The following is a 16,129-nucleotide window of genomic DNA, read 5'->3' on the forward strand; positions in this document are numbered from 1 at the left end:
CCATCTAGGGCTCCTTAGAAGTCTGCGCCTGTCCTTCCACGTACCCGCGGACGGCCTCGATGAAAGCGTCGCCGCGGTGCGCGTAGGACGCGAACTGGTCCATGGACGCCGCTGCCGGCGCCATGAGCACGGTGTCTCCCGGCCTGGCCTGTGCGGCGGCGGCTGCGACGGCCAAAGCCATCACTTCCTCACCGCTGGCTGTGGGCCTGGAGGCGTGCCTTCCACCAGTGTGGGGCGGGACGGCCTCAATCACCGGAACCTGCGGCGCGTGTCGTGCCAGCGCATCACGAAGGGCCGAGGAATCGGCTCCGATCAGGACGACGGAGCGGAGGCGGGCGGCGTGGGCCCGGACGAGGTCATCGTATTCGACGCCCTTGGGCAGTCCGCCGGCAATCCACACCACCGGATCGAACGCCGACAGCGAGGCAGCGGCGGCGTGCGGGTTGGTGGCCTTGGAATCGTTGACCCACAGGATGTCATTGAGGCGGGCCACCGGCTGGATGCGGTGCTCTCCGGGCGCGTAGGCCCGCAGTCCGTCCCGCACGGCAACGGGTTCGACGCCGTAGGCGCGCACCAGGGCAGCGGCGGCCAGCGCGTTGGCCACCAGGTGCCGCGGGGCGTGTTCGCCCAGATCCGCCAGCGAAGCGAGTTCGGCGGCGGAGTCCTTGCGCTGTTCAATAAAGGCCCGGTCCACCAGGAGGTTCTCCACCATGCCCACCATGGAAACGGCCGGCATCCCGGTGGTGAAGCCAACGGCCCGGCAGCCTTCAATGACGTCCGCTTCTTCGACCATGTGTTCGGTCTCGGACTGCTCGGCGTTGTAGATGCAGGCAACCCGCGTATTTTCGTAGATCTTTGCCTTATCGGCCAGGTACGCGTCGTAGGACCCGTGCCAGTCCACATGGTCCTCGGCGACGTTGAGGCACACGCTGGCCAGGGGCGAGAGCGAGGAGGACCAGTGCAGTTGGAAACTGGACAGCTCAACGGCAATGACATCGTAGCCCTGCGGGTCGCGGATGGCGTCCAGGATGGGCGTGCCCACGTTGCCGGCGGCGATGGCCCGCAGGCCGGCCGCGAGGAGCATGCTTTCGGTCATCGACACGGTGGTGGTCTTGCCGTTAGTGCCGGTGATGGTGAGCCATTCGGCCGTCTTCCGGCCTTCGCGGATGCGGACCCGCCAGGCCAGTTCCACATCGCCCCAGACCGGAACTCCGGCGTCGGAGGCGGAAACCATCAGCGGATGGAACGGGCTGAAGCCGGGAGAGGTAACCACCAGCTCAGCGGGTTCGCCCTCGACCAGCGGCAGCGACTCCGCGTGGGCGGCGCCCAGCAGGACGTCGGCGGCACCCACGATGCGCAGGGTATCGGCCTTGGCCCGGTTCTCTTCGGTGTCCTTTGCGTCCACAACCACCACGCGGGCGCCGAGTTCGATCAGGGTGTCGGCGGCCGAGAATCCGGACAGGCCAATCCCCGTGACAACCACGCGCAGGCCGCGCCACGGCGCGTCCCAGGTGGTCAGTTCATCCAGCCGAGCATTTTTCCCGCTCAATTTCCCACAACCCATTCCGCGTAGAAGAGGCCAAGGGCCACGGCCACGCACAGTCCGGCAACAATCCAGAACCGGACCACCACCGTGACTTCAGCCCAGCCCTTGAGCTCGAAGTGATGCTGCAGCGGGGCCATCTTGAAGACGCGTTTGCCGCCGCTGAGCTTGAAGTACCCCACCTGGATGATCACGGACAGCGTGATGATGACAAAGAGCCCGGCGAGGATGACCAGCAGCAGCTCGGTGCGGGACAGGATGGCGAAGGCCGCAATGGCCCCGCCGATGGCCAGGGATCCGGTGTCGCCCATGAAGATCTTGGCCGGCGACGTGTTCCACCAGAGGAAGCCCACCAGTGCACCTGCCATCGCTCCGGCCAGCAGGGCCAGGTCCATGGGGTCGCGGACTTCGTAGCAGACGCTTCCGGAGCCGGGCGCGCCGCAGCTTTGGTTGGACTGCCAGATGCCAATCAGGAAGTAGGCGCCGAAAACGAGGATGGAGGCGCCGGCGGCAAGGCCGTCCAGCCCGTCGGCCAGGTTCACGCCGTTGGTGGTGCCGGTGATGATCAGGTTGGCCCACAGGATGAAGAGAATGGCGCCAATCAGGGTTCCGGCGAAGGCCAGGTCCAGGCCGGTGTCCCGGATGAAGGAAATTTCCGTGGAGGCCGGTGTCCGGCCCTGCCCGTTCGGGAAGTTCAGGGCCAGGATGGCAAACGTGACCCCAACAAGCGTCTGCAGGATGATCTTGGCCTTGGCGTTCAGTCCCAGGCTGCGCTGGCGCGAAATCTTGGTGTAGTCGTCAATGAAGCCCACCATGCCCATGCCCACCATCAGGAACAGGACCAGCAGCCCCGAGACTGACGGACCGAAGCTGCTGGGGTTGATGGCAAAACTGATCAGGTGGGTAATGAAGTAGGACGCCACCACGGATGCCACGATGACGGCGCCGCCCATGGTGGGTGTGCCGCGCTTGGTGTGGTGGGACGTCGGTCCGTCGTCGCGGACAAACTGTCCGTAACTCTTGCGGACGAGGAACCGGATGAACAGCGGCGTGCCGATGAAGGCAAAAACCAGGGCCAGGGATGAGCCAATAAGCAGGGAAACCACTACTGCACGCCTCCGGCTTCCCCGGAAAGATCCGGGCTAATGTGCTGCTGCCGGGATTCCGGCGGCATGGCGGAGGTTGAAGATGGGGCGTTCAAAGCTATCCGATCACCGAGGTAGCGCAGTGCAGCGCCGTTGGAGGATTTAAAGAGAACCAGGTCACCGGGTTCCAGCGATTCGGCCAGGATGCGTTCGGCGTCCTCTGCCGTTTCCACGAAAACGGATTCGTCTCCCCAGGAGCCCTCCATGACTGCGCCGGTGTGCATGGCGCGGGCACCGGTGCCGACGACGATGAGCTGGGAGATGTTCAGGCGGACCACGTAACGGCCAATGGCGTCGTGCTCGGTGACCGAGGTGTCGCCAAGCTCGAGCATTTCGCCGAGCACGGCCCAGGTGCGCCGGCCGCGGCCCAGTTCCGCCAGGGTGCGCAGGGCGGCCCGCATGGATTCGGGGTTCGCGTTGTAGGCGTCATTGATGATCGTGACCCCGTCCGGCCGGTCGGTGCGTTCCATCCGCCACCGGCTGGCGGCCTTCTGCCCGGACAGTCCGGCTGCTATCCGTTCGGCCGGAACTCCGGCGGCATACGCGGCCGAGGCGGCGGCCAGGAGGTTGGCGGTGTGATGGGCGCCGATCAGCCCGGATTCCACCGGGTGTTCGCTGCCGTCCGGGAACCGGAGGGTAAATACGGGCCGGCCGAGGGCATCCGTCCGGGCGTCCACGGCCCGGAGGGCCGATTTCGCTCCGTGCGCTTCTTCCGGAGATGAGGTGAAGTACAGGATCCCGACGCCGGAGCCGGCGCGCTGGGCCATGGCCGCCACGCGGATGTCGTCAGCGTTCAGGACGGCGGTGCCGCCCGGAGCGAGTGCTTCAACAAGTTCGCCCTTGGCCTTGGCAATGTTCTCCACGCCGCCAAACTCCCCGGCGTGGGCGGATCCGACACAGAGCACGACGCCGATGTCCGGCTTAACCATGGAGGCCAGGTATTCGATGTGGCCCACTCCCGTGGCGCCCATCTCCACGATGAGGTAGCGCGTGCCGAAGCCCGCGCCGAAAATGGTCAGCGGTACGCCAACCTCCCCGTTGTAGGAGCCCACGGGGGCCACGGTTTCGCCTTCGCCCCGCAGAATCCCGGCCAGCAGGTCCTTGGTGGTCGTTTTGCCGGCGGAGCCGGTGATGCCAATGACGGTCAGCGGCGCATTGGCCCGCAGCCGGCGGACAATTTCGGCGGCCACCGCGCCCATGGCCAGGACGGCGTCGGGCACCAGGACGGCCGGGTACACGGATCCGGAGGGATCCGTCACCGGGCGTTCCACGATGGCCAGGACGGCGCCGCGGGCAAAGGCCGCTTCAACGAAGAGGTGTCCGTCGGATGCTTCGCCGGGTTTGGCAATAAAGAGGGATCCCGGGGAGGACTCCCGGGAGTCGGTTGTGGCCGAGTTCACGATCGTGTCCGGCGCCTGTGCGGCGCCGCCGATCAGGGTGCCGCCCGTAATAACCGCTAAGTCTGCTGCGCTAAGTTCAATCATGACGAATTAGGACTCTACCCCGTCGCCGGACAGCACAGGGAATCCGTACCTTGTCAAAGCCTGCCTCAGTTCCACGCGGTCGTCGAGGGCCACATTCACTCCTTTAACTTCTTGGAATACTTCGTGTCCACGGCCGGCCACCAGCACCGTATCCTGCGGGCGCGCCAGTTCAACGGCGCGGTCTATCGCTGCGGCACGGGGTGCCAGCTCAAGGATTTCACACCCCAGGGATTCCTGGTCGCGGGCGGCGCGGGCTCCGGCCAGGACACCGGCGCGGATGGCTGCTTCGTCCTCGTCATGGGGGTCGTCGTCGGTGATTATCACCACGTCCGCCAGCCGGGCAGCGATGGCCCCCATCAGCGGACGCTTGGTCTGGTCACGCTCTCCGGTGGCCCCGAACACCACAATGACGCGCGGCCGCTGCGCCGCCGTGGCTCCGGCCGCTTCGGTGTCCCCGGGGGTGCCGGAAGCCTCCCGGCGGACCGACTGCAGGGTGCGGGCCAGCGCGTCAGGGTTGTGCGCAAAGTCCACGATCGCGGCGGGCGCCTGGCCTACAAGCTGCATCCGGCCCGGAACTTCCACGGTAAAGGGGTCGCTGCGGTCCAGGGCGGCCTGCAGCTGGTCCTGTTCGATTCCCGAGGCCAGCACCATGAGCAGGGCCAGCGCCGCGTTGGAGACGTTGAAGGTGCCCGGCAGGCCCGTTCCAGTGTTCAGGACGGCACCGCCGGGTCCGCGCAGCGTGAAGCGGTGCCCCAGCCCGGCGCGGACGACGTCGGTGACCCGCCAGTCAGCGTCTCCTGCGGTGTCCCGGGTGGCCAGGGTCCACACCGGGACGGGGGCTTGTGCCGCCATTTTGACCCCCCACTCGTCGTCGACGGTAATGACGGCGCGCTTGGCGCGCTGGGGCGTGAAGAGGGCTGCTTTGGCCGCAAAGTACTCGTCCATGGAGCCGTGCAGATCCAGGTGGTCCTGGGTCAGGTTGGTGAAGCCGGCGACGTCAAAAACGACGCCGTCAACCCGCCGGTAGGAAATGGCGTGGGATGAAACCTCCATGGCTGCCGCATCCAGGCCCTTTTCCCGCATCAGGGCCAGCAGGCCGTGGACCTGGGGCGACTCCGGAGTGGTCAGGGTGCTGGCGATGGGTTCCCCGCCGGCCAGGATTTCAATCGTGCCGATGAGTCCGGTTCTCATGCCGAGCGCGCCGAGCAGCGAATTGATGAAGTATGTGGTGGTGGTCTTGCCGTTGGTGCCGGTGACGCCGAACAGTGCCGGTGCGCTGCCGTCCTGCGGCCGGCTGCGGAACACCGCCGCCGCCAGTGGGCCCACCAAGCGGCGGGGGTCGTCCGTCACGTACACCGGGACCGGCAGCTGGCCCAGCCCGGCGGCGCCGTCCGGATCCGTCAGCACTGCCGCGGCACCGGCGGACGCTGCGGCTTCGGCAAACCGGGCACCGTGGTGGCGGGCGCCGGGCAGGGCGACATACAGGTCGCCCGGCAGGACCTCGCGGGAGTTGATCGTGAGGCCGGTCAGCAGCACATCGCGCTCCCCGTCCGATTCCCGGGCAGGCTTGATCCCCGGCAGCCCGTCTGCTGCCAGGGCATCCGTTGCCTCCCTGAGGGAAACCGGCTCCTGCGCGGAGGGCCGCATTCCGCTTCCCGGACGGGGCGGCTGACGCTGATCACTTATAGGCACTGCATTGCTCCAGAAAATTGACGTGTTGCTCGAAGAAGGATGAACCCGGCAGCCTCAGCGGCCGGTGTGCCCGGCCCATGGCGGGAATCAGTACTCCACGGGGTACAGCTCCGGTTCCGACGTGGACGGAGCGACGTTACGCGTGGTCAAGACCTGTTCCATGACCTTCTTAAAGGTTCTTCCCGGATCGAGGACCTGCAGTGACCCCTGGGGCCGCTGCAGCGTCACGACTGCCACGTACTGGGGATCATCCATTGGTGCAATACCAGCATAAGAGAGTGTGTAGCCGTCATAACCACCGTTGGGGGCGGGTGCCTCGGCCGTGCCGGTCTTGGAACCCACACGGTACTGCTCCAGCCTGCCGCCGGCCCCCGAACCCTCGGCCGTAACGGTTTCCAGCATGTGCTGGACTTCACTCGCTGTTTGTTCGGACACCACGCGGGTGGGCTCGGCCTTTTCGGCGGGGGTCTCGGTCCCGTCCGCAGCGACATAGCTGTCGATGATGCTGGGTGCCATGCGCACGCCGTCGTTCGCGATGGTCTGGTAAACCATCGCCGTGTGCAGCGCCGTCTGGGCCAGCCCCTGGCCAAAGAGCACGGTGTACTGCTGCCTGGTGTCCCACTCTTCGGGCTCGGCCAGGATGCCGGAGGTTTCCCCGTTGAGCCCCACGTTCAGAGGCTCCCCGATGCCAAACTTGCGCAGCCAGTCGTACCGTTCCTGCGGAGTGAGCTGCTGCCCGATCATGACTGTTCCCGTGTTCATGGACTTCGTCAGGATGCCCGCCGCCGTCATGTGCACGGTTCCGTGGTCGAAGGCGTCCTTGAAGGTTTGCCCGTCCACGGTATAGGTGGACGGAATTTCGAACTGGGTCAGCGGGTCAATGATGCCCTGTTCCAGGGCAGCCGCCATGGTGATGACCTTGGTGGTGGATCCGGGTTCGAAGGGAACTGTCACGGACAGTGGCTGCCGCGACTCGGCCGGGGTGAGACCGGGATTATTGGGGTCCACCGTGGTCGATTCGGCCATGGCAATAATGCGGCCGGTCTTGACCTCGACCACAACCACATTGCCCCAGTCGGCGTTGTATTCCTCCACCTGGCTGGCAATGGACTGCATCGCGAACCACTGCAGGTCCTGGTCGATGCTGAGCTTGACCGACTCGCCGTCAACCACCGGGGAGTCCTCGTTGGTGGCGTACGGAATACGGATGCCGTCGCCGCCGATCTCGTAGGTCTTGCTTCCGGCTTCGCCGGCCAGGATGTCATCCTGGGTCAGCTCCAGGCCTTCCTGCGGCCCGTCGGTTCCGAGGAAACCAACAATTGATCCGGCAACGGAACCGGAAGGGTACGTGCGCAGCGTGGTGCGGTCCGCATAGATCCCGGGGAACTTGACGGCCAGGACCTTGTCCTTGATTTCCGGGGTGACGGTTTTGGCCACAAAGTTGAAGGTGTTGTCACCGAGCACCGAATTCCGCAGGGTTTCCGGATCCTGTCCGAGGATGCCGGACAGCTCGTCGAAGGCCTGATCGAAGCTGATGTCCTCGAGCGTTCCCTCCGCCGTGCGGCGGGGAAACTCCTGCTCTTCGGTGTAGTCATGGGACAGCGTCTGGTCCACCACAATGTCGAAGCGCTCGACGCTGCGGGCCAGATAGTTGCCCTCCGAGTCGAGGATGCTGCCGCGCAGCGGCGGGATCGACTGGGTGGTCAGCCGCTTGGCGACGGCGGCTTCTGCCATACCTTCGGGATCAACCGCCTGGACCTGGAAAAGCCGCACGCCCAAGACGGTCAGCATCACCAGGGCCAGGATCAAACCGGTCCGGAGCCTGCCGGTAACGATGGCTACCCTGTGGTTGTCCCTGCCGGAACCCCGCTCTTTTGCCACAACGTATCCTCGTCACTGCTCGATAGAGATTAGTATCCGCTTCTCTGGACCGGAGCCGGGATGGTTCCGCCGTTCAGATTTGCTTCCTGTTCCGCCGGGGCCGTTTCCGCCCCGGCGGGTTCACCGGCTGCCGCTGCGGCGGCTTGAGCCGCCTCGGCTTCCCGTGCTTCCGCTGCCCGGACTGATTCTTCGGCGGCCGGCGCGGGAGCCGCGGCGGCCGGTGCTATCGGTTGGGTCAGCACATTGGGTGCATCAATCAGGACAAGAGGAGCGGTGCCTTCCTCGGCCGGCACGGGGTTGCCCGTTACCGAGAGGGTCTGCAGGTCGATGCTTCCGAAAGTGGAGGACGTGACCATGCCGAGGTCCGCGGCCGCCGAGGCCAGGACCTGGGGTGCCTGATGGTTTTCCAGCTGCTGGGTCAGTGCTTCGTTGCGCTGGGCCAGTTCGGTCCGCTCGTTCTGCAGCTGGACCAGCTGGTACTGGCCGCTGGACACGGAGATGTTGAGCAGGAGGACGGCGCTCAGCCCCAGGATCAAAGCGAAAAAGCAAAAGATGAAGAGCGGGGCACGGCGGCGGGTTTTCGAAGCGGGAACCACCGACAGGGGCGTGCGGCGGCGCGGCGCGGCGGGTGCCGTTGCCGGTGCGGTCCGGGGCGTCCAGTCCAGGGCCCGGGCGGTGTTGCCGTGGGTTGCGCGGCGGACGGCACCGGTGTGTGCATGCGGCCGCGTCTGTACCTGCGTCATGATCCTGCCCTGTCAGTCGGGATGCGGATACGTTCCACGGCCCGCAGCTTGGCTGAGGCGGCGCGGGGATTTTCGGCAATTTCAGCGTCGGTGGGAACTTCGGTGCCCTTGGTCAGCCGCTGCAGCTGAGCCTTGTGCTGGTCAAGCTCCACCGGGAAGCCCTTGGGCGCCGAGGAACGGGCTCCGGCGGTAAAGACACCCTTGACGATTTTGTCCTCCAGCGAGTGGTAGGACATGACCACAACCCGGCCACCGAGGTTCAGGACGGACAGCGATGCGGGGATGGCCCGCTCCAGCACGTCCAGTTCCTCGTTGACTTCAATCCGCAGCGCCTGGAAGGTCCGCTTTGCCGGGTGTCCCCCGGTGCGCGCGGCACCGGCGGGGACCACCGTGCGGATGGCGTCCACCAGCTCGCCCGTGGTGGTGAAGGGCTTGGCGGCCCGTGTGGAGACGATGGCTGAGGCGATCCGGCCCGCGAACTTCTCTTCTCCCCATTTGCGGATGATGGCCACGAGGTCCGATTCGCTGTACGTATTGACGATGTCGGCCGCCGTGCGTCCGCGGCTGGTGTCCATCCGCATGTCCAGCGGAGCGTCATAGGAGTAGGCGAACCCGCGGTCCCGCTCGTCGAGCTGGAGGGACGAGACGCCCAGGTCGAAGAGCGCGCCGTCGATGCCGTCGAAGCCCAGGTCGGTGACGACGTCGGCAATCTCGTCATACACGGCATGCACCAGATCGATGCGGTCCTTGAACGGGGAAAGCCGCTCACCGGCCAGTGCCAGCGCCTGCCGGTCACGGTCTATGCCGATCACGTGCAGCTGCGGGAACCGCGTCAGCATGGCCTCCGTGTGACCGCCCATGCCGAGGGTGGCATCCACCACGACGGCGGAACCATGCTCGGATACCGCTTTTTCAATTGCCGGAGCCAGCAGATTAATGCAGCGGTCACGCAGCACCGGAACATGCCGTTCTTCGGTTGGGCGTTCTTCGCTCATCTGCTGTCCTTCCGCGTCCTGGGACGGCGGCGTAGTTCTTATATCAGGCCCCCATCCGCGCCTCGCACTGCCTGCGCCTGGCTCCGGGGAAGTGAGTCAGGTGCCGGCCCTGCGGGGCGGCTGGAGATCTCATGCAAGAAACCGCTGCTGTCCGGTCTCTGTCTGGTGGGTGTTCGGTAATGCTGTTGTTGCCGCCGTGCTGGTTAGAAGAGGCCGGGCATGGTGTCCTCGTCGGTTTCCGAGAACGCCGTTTCCTGCTCTTCGAGGTAGGTCTGCCATGCTGCCGCGTCCCAGATCTCAGCCCTGGTCCCCGCACCGATCACGGCCAGTTCACGGCCAAGTCCGGCGTAGGCCCGCAAGGCCGGCGGAATGGTGACCCGGCCCTGCTTGTCCGGAACTTCGTCGGACGCTCCCGACAAAAAGACTCGAATGTAATCCCGTGCCTGACGCGAGGAAAGCGGGGCTTCCCGCATCTGCTCGTGGACCCGTTCGAATTCCTTTTGGCTGAACACGTAGATGCATCGTTCCTGGCCCCTTGTCAGCACCAGTCCCTCAGCCAGTTCCTCACGGAACTTGGCCGGCAGGATGAGCCGCCCCTTTTCGTCAAGGCGAGGTGAATGTGTCCCGAGGAACATCAGTCACCACCCGTCTGATTGGAAGAAGTTCCTCCTGCGCTGCCCCTACCCTCTTATAGCCTCCACTTTACTCCACTTCCCTCCACAGTCAACGCTAAAGGCGGCCGTTTTCCGGCGCGCCGCGCCTTTTCTTCCGCGTCATGGCGCGGAGGGAGGGCTGTGGAGGGTGATCAATGCAAAAAGCCTGTGCGGAGTGTCTCCGGAGCGGCTCTTTAACGACAAAAAGACCCGCCGCAGCGGGTCTTTTCCCGAATCTATGAACCGGTGGAGGAATGTGGAGCGCCAGGCTTACTGGTCGCGCTTGCGCTCATCCCACTTGTTTTCCAGATTGCTCATGAAGTTCTTCGAGGAACTCGCTTCGCGTTCTTTCCTGCGCGCCGGAGAACTCGCCTGTGCTCCGCGCCTGCCGCGGGTGGTCGCGTAGTACACGCCAGATCCCATGACCAGGAATCCAAGAACTCCCAGAATGAGGCTCACCGGCATTTCCAGGGACACCCCCCGGAGGAGCAGAGCTATGCCCGCCACCGCGACAAGGGCCCCGATCACTATCCGCCGGGTAGAGATACCGGCGCCGGACGGCGTCGCCATCGAATTCGCAAACTTGGGATCCTCGGCGTGTAATTGCTGCTCCAACTGGTCCAGCAAGCGCTGCTCGTGTTCCGAGAGTGCCATTACTGCCTCCTTGCGGTCCGAAATTCTCTGTAACCCAACCAACGATCCCGGTACCGGGGCGGTTCCCGCCGCCGAACCCCGGAGTAACTGCGGAGGGCCCCCAGGAAAACTGGGGATCCGCCAGGACCCATAACCCGGACAGAACGCGTGTTGTGCTTACGTCTTAGGATAGGTGCCATTCTGATCAGGGGAAAGCGGTGGCGGCGCTGCGGGCATACCTTTCCGCCTAGGGCTTAGTCCGCGGACTGTTCAGGCGGCGCAGGGTGTCCGGTTCCCCGGCCGGAGCGGCCCCTGCGGGACGGATCCAGCAGGCGTGCCGGCATCACGCCGAGCTCGCCGAAACGGGCATTGATCTTGTCCAGGGCGTCTTCGGCGGACCGCCAGTTATCGTCCCGGCCGTCCAGGGTCAGCTGGACCGCCGCCCCCTCCGCCGGCTCCAGCCGCTCGGTCCGCAGCCCGATCAGGCGCACGCTCATCCGGCGCGGCCCCAGCGCCGTGAGCAGCGCGCGGGTTTCCTCGTAAATGAGCTGGGCACTGTCCACCGGTTCACGCAGCGTGCGGGTGCGGGTGAGAGTGGAGAAGTCCGCGTAGCGCAGTTTCAGGGAGACCGCGCGGCACTGCATCCCCGCCGCCCGCAGCCGGGCGGCTGTCTTGTGCGCCAGGCGCAGCAGCTCCGTGTGCAGCGTCTCGTCGTCGGAAACATCCCGGGCAAACGTCTCCTCCGCTCCGATGCTCTTTTCCCGGCGCACCGGAGTAACACTGCGCGGGTCCCTCCCCCAGGCAAGCTCATACACGTGTTCACCGGTGGCGCCGAGCAGGCGCTTGAGGACGGAGACCGGGGTGCGGGCAACGTCCTCCACCGTGGAAATACCGACCCGGGCCAGGGTTTCCCGCGTTTTGGCGCCGACGCCCCAGAGCGCCGAAACGTCCAGGGTATGGAGATAGGCAACGGTTTCACTGCGCGGAATCAGCAGCAGCCCGTTCGGTTTGGACCGCGTGGAAGCAATCTTGGCCACAAACTTGGTAGCCGCAATGCCCACGCTGGCGGTAATCCCCAGCTCTGCCGCGACCCTTGCGCGGATCAGCTCGCCGATGGCGCGCGGCGGGCCGAGCAGGCGCATGGCACCGGCAATGTCCAGGAAGGCTTCGTCCACGCTGAGCGGTTCCACCAGCGGCGTGATGGATTCAAAGATGGCCATGAGCCGCCCGGACACTTCGCGGTAGTCCTCCTGGTGCGGCTCCAGGATGACCGCCTGGGGGCACTGCCGGTATGCAACGGACATGGGCATGGCGGAGTGCACGCCAAAACGCCTGGCCTCGTAGGAGGCCGACAGGACAACGCTTCTGCCGCCGAGGCCGCCCACGATGATGGGACGGCCTGCCAGCTCGGGGCGCTTGAGCAATTCCACCGAGACGTAGAAGGCGTCCATGTCCACGTGCATGATGGTGCAGTCGCGGTTTTCGCTGGGGCCGTTGGTCACTCCTTCATGGTAGACAACGGGTCCGACGTTTTCGTTTCGCCTAGACTGGGGACCAGATCCTGACCCCCACAAGATGCGGACACCCATGAAGAAGCCCCTGATCGCTCTGACTGCCGCAGCCCTGCTGCTGGCTGCCTCCGGGTGCACCCCGGACACCGAATCCAACGACGCCGCCGGCACTGAATCCTCCTCCGCGGCCGCATCCCCTTCGCCATCCGCTGCTTCCCCCTCGGCCTCCCCCACAGCTTCCGGATCGGCGTCTCCCAGCACGGCGGCCTCCCCCGGGAGTTCGGCCAGCCCCTCGGAAACAGCCGGCAGCTCCGCCGTCGCCGAAGGATTCCCCACTGACGTCATTTCGGTCATGCCGGGGTCAAACCCCCTGTCCACGAGCTTTGAGGAAACGTCCGACCTCTACACCGCGTCCCTGACGGCTTCGACAAGCGCGTCCGCCGAGGAAATCCTGGCGTACTACGCCGCGAAGTTCGAGGGCCAGGGTTTCGCTTCCTCCGGTAAGCCGGAGAAACAGGGAGCCGCAACCCTGCAGCAGTTTGTCCGGGCCGGCGGCAATGACACAGCCAACGTGACGGTGGTTCCCGGTGACGGCGGCAGGACGTTCACCGCCAGCGTTAATACCCTCCCAGAGTCAGCCAAGTAGCGCGGGATGGAATCCCTTCACACGCCCCAGGCGGCCGCCGTTGAAGAGCAGGCCCGGTACAGGAAGCTCCTGGGCAGCGAAATGGACGCGTTCCTGAATGAGCAGCAGGCCGTGCTCCAAGACGTTTCAATGGAAGCGCTCCCGCTGCTGGACGCCGTCTCATCCCTGGCCCAGGGCGGCAAGAGGCTGCGGGCGCTGCTCAGTTACTGGGGCTGGCGCGGCGCCGGCGGCCCGGAGCTGGGCCAGACGGCGGTGCGGGCAGGAGTTGCCCTGGAGCTGTTCCAGAGCGCGGCGCTGATCCATGACGACATCATCGACCGGTCCGACACGCGCCGGGGCGGACCCAGCGTCCACCGCCGCTTCAGCACGGCTCACAGCGAGGCCGCCTGGCACCTGGACGGGATCCACTTCGGTTCCTCCGCAGCCATCCTGGCCGGAGACCTGTGCCTGTCACTAAGTGAAGAAATGTTCGCCGCCGTCGGCGCCCAGGCGGCGCACGGGACCCCGGCCCGCCGCATCTTCAACCGGATGCGGACTGAGGTGATGGCCGGCCAGTACCTTGACATCCTTGAAGAGGTGGTTGGGCCGACGTACGAACCCGAACGGGCAGTGGTGCGGGCACGCAACATCCTGCGCTTCAAGTCGGCGAAGTACACCACGGAGCACCCGCTGACCCTGGGCGGAGCACTGGCCGGCGCGTCCGACGAACTGCTGGACTGGTACTCGCGGTTTGCCCTCCCCCTCGGGGAGGCTTTCCAACTGCGCGACGATGTCCTGGGAGTGTTCGGCGACCCGGCGCAGACCGGCAAGCCTGCAGGCGATGATCTGCGCGAGGGCAAACGCACCGTACTGGTTGCCTATGCGCTGGCGCTGGGCGGACCCTCAGCCCGGGAAATGATCGGAGCAGCGCTGGGCCGCGAGGATTTGGACGACGACGGCGTGGCCAAACTCCGCGGCCTGATCGAGGAATCCGGGGCTCTCACCGCCACGGAAGCGCTCATTGAGGGCCATACCCGGGCAGCATTCGATGCACTGCACCAGATGCCCGTGGATGACGTTGCCCGTGCAGCCCTGGACTCACTGGCTCATGCCGCAGTAACCCGCACCGCTTGAGCAACCGGCTTTAACGCATACAGCAGCGGCCCCCATTGGACGGAGGCCGCTGCTGTATTAACGCGAATGATTAATGCGGGTGCCGCAGTGTTTTATCCGGTGTTAAAGACGTTGTCGCGCCACCAGTGGTGCGCTACCAGCCCAGGGCCTGCGCGCGCCTCCGGATTTCCGTTTTCCGGCCCTCGCGCAGCGCGTCCACGGGACGCCCCGGCAGTGAGTCATCCGCCGTAAAGAGCCAGCGGATCATTTCCTCGTCGTTGTAGCCGGCGTCAATCAGCACTGAGATCGTGCCCTTCAGGCTGTCCAGGACAGCTCCGTCGGAGACAAAGGCGGCCGGGATGCTGCGGATTTTCCGCTCGCCGAGCCGCACGGCCACCAGTGCACGCTCTTCGAGCATGCTGTGCACCTTGGTAATGGAAACATTCAGTTGTTCAGCCACATCGGGCAGGGTCAGCCAGTCGGAAACAAGTTCCTCAAGTTCAGTCACACCCCTAGGTTCCCATGAGAACCCCGTTCGAGGCCACTTTCGACTCGTTGCAGAACCGGAATCGTTCTCCCTTATGTACTCAGGTATGGCCCAATACCCTCTGTAGTGTAAATTCGCTTAGGTCACAGAAATCACTTCTGTCACGCTCGCACCACTACTTGCTACTGGTTAAACGAGTTGCGGTAAAGGCCGCGCCGTCTACAGATGAGGAAACAACCCTTTATGACTGCTCAGTCGATTCAGGGGAGCAATTCCCCGCGTTCCAGCTCAAAGGGAATGCCCCGCAAACTGAGTGTTGCGGTCACCACCGCAGCGATCCCTGCCGTCATGATGTCAGCACTCGCTCTTGCCGAGCCTGCACAGGCTGCTCCGGTGGGGCCGAACGCGACGCTCTTCCCGCAGCTGCCGCTTCAGGCCATCAAGAACATGACCGCCGGAACCGCCAATGTTGTTGCCCCGTCACAGCTTGCCACTCTGATGCCCGTCACCATTGCCGCTGAGTCCAGCGCACCCTCCGTCCACCGCATCGAAGCGGGAGACACCGTCAGTTCCATCGCTGCGCGCTACGGCCTGTCCCTGGACGAGGTGCTCCGCGTGAACAACCTGCAGAGCAGCTCGCTCATCTTCGCCGGCGAAGAACTGCGCCTGCCCACCGCGGGTTCATCCGCTCCCGAGGCTGCTCCCTCCGCACCCTCCGGCACTTACACGGTGCAGGCCGGTGACACCCTCAGCGGCATTGCGGCGTCGCACGGAGTCAGCCTGGACAGCGTGCTGGCGGCAAACAGCCTGACCCTTACCTCGATCATCCGCCCGGGCCAGGACATCGTCTTCTCCGGCGGCGCGGTCTCCGCTGCACCGGACTCAGCGGCACCTGCCTCCGCCGCGCCCGCCGCGGCCGGCCACACTGTGGCTGCAGGCGACACCCTCACGGGCATTGCCGCCCGCCATGGTGTCAGCCTCGCCGACCTGATGTCAGCAAACGGCATGGATGACAGCTCCGTCCTGTACCCGGGCGACGTCGTTGCCCTTCCCGGTGCCGGCGTGACCACCCTCGCCACGGCGCCGGTGGAGCCGGCTCCGGCTGAATCCGCTCCGGCCGATGTGGTGCCCAATACGTTCCTGCACTACACCTATCCGGACCAGGTGGTGGCTGACGCCAACGTCAACAAGCATGCGCTGAACGCTTCACCCGTGCCCAGCCGCGCGGACATGCAGCAGATTGTTGCGCAGACGGCGGCCGAGATGGGTGTTGATCCCGCCCTGGCCATGGCCTTCTCCTTCCAGGAGTCAGGCTTCGACCAGCGGGCCGTATCTCCCGCGAACGCCATCGGCGCCATGCAGGTCATCCCCAGCTCCGGCGACTGGGCCTCGGACCTGGTCGGGCGCCAGCTGAACCTGCTGGATCCCTATGACAATGCCACTGCCGGCGTTGCCATCATCCGCTCGCTCATCCGCACCAGCGACAGCCTGGAGACCGCCGTCGCCTCCTACTACCAGGGCCAGTACTCCGTGACGACCCAGGGCATGTACGAGGACACCCGCGGCTACGTGGCATCGGTTCTGGCGCACCGCCAGTCCTTCTCCTAACGGGACGCACAGCCCA

General features: G+C 65.5%; 14 protein-coding genes. 3 read left to right on the forward strand and 11 right to left on the reverse strand.

Annotated features, from left to right (window positions below):
* Window positions 1-4 precede the first annotated feature (4 nt).
* The 10 genes from murD to dinB form a co-directional block, all read right to left on the reverse strand.
* Window positions 5-1,564 (reverse strand): UDP-N-acetylmuramoyl-L-alanine--D-glutamate ligase, encoded by a 1,560-nt coding sequence (gene murD / locus AAE021_RS08800; RefSeq protein WP_342025229.1) that lies wholly within the window; start codon window positions 1,562-1,564, stop codon window positions 5-7.
* Window positions 1,546-2,649, reverse strand: a complete 1,104-nt coding sequence (gene mraY / locus AAE021_RS08805) for a phospho-N-acetylmuramoyl-pentapeptide-transferase (RefSeq protein WP_342025230.1) — start codon at window positions 2,647-2,649, stop codon at window positions 1,546-1,548. Before mraY ends, murD begins: the two co-directional genes overlap by 19 nt.
* Window positions 2,649-4,172, reverse strand: a complete 1,524-nt coding sequence (locus tag AAE021_RS08810; protein WP_342025231.1) for a UDP-N-acetylmuramoyl-tripeptide--D-alanyl-D-alanine ligase — start codon at window positions 4,170-4,172, stop codon at window positions 2,649-2,651. The genes mraY and AAE021_RS08810 overlap by 1 nt, the downstream gene beginning before the upstream one ends.
* A gap of 6 nt (window positions 4,173-4,178) precedes the next feature.
* Window positions 4,179-5,819: a UDP-N-acetylmuramoyl-L-alanyl-D-glutamate--2,6-diaminopimelate ligase gene (locus AAE021_RS08815; protein ID WP_342025232.1), complete on the reverse strand. Its 1,641-nt coding sequence runs from the start codon at window positions 5,817-5,819 to the stop codon at window positions 4,179-4,181.
* Window positions 5,820-5,951: 132 nt separating this feature from the next.
* Complete coding sequence (locus AAE021_RS08820) at window positions 5,952-7,745, reverse strand: penicillin-binding protein 2 (RefSeq protein ID WP_342025233.1); 1,794 nt, start codon at window positions 7,743-7,745, stop codon at window positions 5,952-5,954.
* Between the two features lie 29 nt (window positions 7,746-7,774).
* The gene (locus AAE021_RS08825) at window positions 7,775-8,488 is read right to left on the reverse strand and encodes a hypothetical protein (RefSeq protein WP_342025234.1); all 714 of its coding nucleotides are present in this window, start codon (window positions 8,486-8,488) and stop codon (window positions 7,775-7,777) included.
* Window positions 8,485-9,483, reverse strand: a complete 999-nt coding sequence (rsmH, locus tag AAE021_RS08830) for a 16S rRNA (cytosine(1402)-N(4))-methyltransferase RsmH (RefSeq protein ID WP_342025235.1) — start codon at window positions 9,481-9,483, stop codon at window positions 8,485-8,487. Before rsmH ends, AAE021_RS08825 begins: the two co-directional genes overlap by 4 nt.
* A 203-nt stretch (window positions 9,484-9,686) precedes the next feature.
* Window positions 9,687-10,118, reverse strand: a complete 432-nt coding sequence (mraZ, locus tag AAE021_RS08835; protein WP_342025236.1) for a division/cell wall cluster transcriptional repressor MraZ — start codon at window positions 10,116-10,118, stop codon at window positions 9,687-9,689.
* Between the two features lie 288 nt (window positions 10,119-10,406).
* Window positions 10,407-10,790: a DUF3040 domain-containing protein gene (locus AAE021_RS08840; protein ID WP_342025237.1), complete on the reverse strand. Its 384-nt coding sequence runs from the start codon at window positions 10,788-10,790 to the stop codon at window positions 10,407-10,409.
* A gap of 233 nt (window positions 10,791-11,023) precedes the next feature.
* Window positions 11,024-12,271: a DNA polymerase IV gene (gene dinB / locus AAE021_RS08845; RefSeq protein ID WP_342025238.1), complete on the reverse strand. Its 1,248-nt coding sequence runs from the start codon at window positions 12,269-12,271 to the stop codon at window positions 11,024-11,026.
* Between the two features lie 85 nt (window positions 12,272-12,356).
* On the opposite strand from dinB, the gene AAE021_RS08850 reads away from it, so the two are divergent.
* Complete coding sequence (locus AAE021_RS08850; protein ID WP_342025239.1) at window positions 12,357-12,926, forward strand: hypothetical protein; 570 nt, start codon at window positions 12,357-12,359, stop codon at window positions 12,924-12,926.
* Between the two features lie 6 nt (window positions 12,927-12,932).
* Window positions 12,933-14,039: a polyprenyl synthetase family protein gene (locus AAE021_RS08855; RefSeq protein ID WP_425362465.1), complete on the forward strand. Its 1,107-nt coding sequence runs from the start codon at window positions 12,933-12,935 to the stop codon at window positions 14,037-14,039.
* A 133-nt stretch (window positions 14,040-14,172) separates the two neighbouring features.
* Here AAE021_RS08855 and AAE021_RS08860 read toward each other — a convergent pair whose 3' ends face one another.
* Window positions 14,173-14,526 carry an Rv2175c family DNA-binding protein gene (locus AAE021_RS08860; RefSeq protein ID WP_152218733.1) on the reverse strand — a complete coding sequence of 118 codons (354 nt, stop codon included), beginning with the start codon at window positions 14,524-14,526 and terminating at the stop codon, window positions 14,173-14,175.
* 276 nt (window positions 14,527-14,802) lie between these two features.
* Here AAE021_RS08860 and AAE021_RS08865 point away from each other — a divergent pair, with 276 nt between their 5' ends.
* On the forward strand, window positions 14,803-16,113 hold the full coding sequence (locus AAE021_RS08865) for a lytic transglycosylase (protein ID WP_342025240.1): 1,311 nt from the start codon (window positions 14,803-14,805) through the stop codon (window positions 16,111-16,113).
* The last annotated feature ends 16 nt before the right edge of the window (window positions 16,114-16,129 follow it).

The organism is Arthrobacter citreus (assembly GCF_038405225.1).
In the GTDB taxonomy this organism is placed as follows: domain Bacteria; phylum Actinomycetota; class Actinomycetes; order Actinomycetales; family Micrococcaceae; genus Arthrobacter_B; species Arthrobacter_B citreus_A.

Coding starts and splice junctions, on each gene's coding strand:
- murD (WP_342025229.1), bottom strand. CDS start 1,564: ATGGGTTGTGGGAAATTGAGCGGGAAAAATGCTCGGCTGGATGAACTG.
- AAE021_RS08810 (WP_342025231.1), bottom strand. CDS start 4,172: ATGATTGAACTTAGCGCAGCAGACTTAGCGGTTATTACGGGCGGCACC.
- AAE021_RS08815 (WP_342025232.1), bottom strand. CDS start 5,819: ATGCGGCCCTCCGCGCAGGAGCCGGTTTCCCTCAGGGAGGCAACGGAT.
- AAE021_RS08825 (WP_342025234.1), bottom strand. CDS start 8,488: ATGACGCAGGTACAGACGCGGCCGCATGCACACACCGGTGCCGTCCGC.
- rsmH (WP_342025235.1), bottom strand. CDS start 9,483: ATGAGCGAAGAACGCCCAACCGAAGAACGGCATGTTCCGGTGCTGCGT.
- mraZ (WP_342025236.1), bottom strand. CDS start 10,118: ATGTTCCTCGGGACACATTCACCTCGCCTTGACGAAAAGGGGCGGCTC.
- AAE021_RS08840 (WP_342025237.1), bottom strand. CDS start 10,790: ATGGCACTCTCGGAACACGAGCAGCGCTTGCTGGACCAGTTGGAGCAG.
- AAE021_RS08850 (WP_342025239.1), top strand. CDS start 12,357: ATGAAGAAGCCCCTGATCGCTCTGACTGCCGCAGCCCTGCTGCTGGCT.
- AAE021_RS08855 (WP_425362465.1), top strand. CDS start 12,933: ATGGAATCCCTTCACACGCCCCAGGCGGCCGCCGTTGAAGAGCAGGCC.
- AAE021_RS08865 (WP_342025240.1), top strand. CDS start 14,803: ATGCCCCGCAAACTGAGTGTTGCGGTCACCACCGCAGCGATCCCTGCC.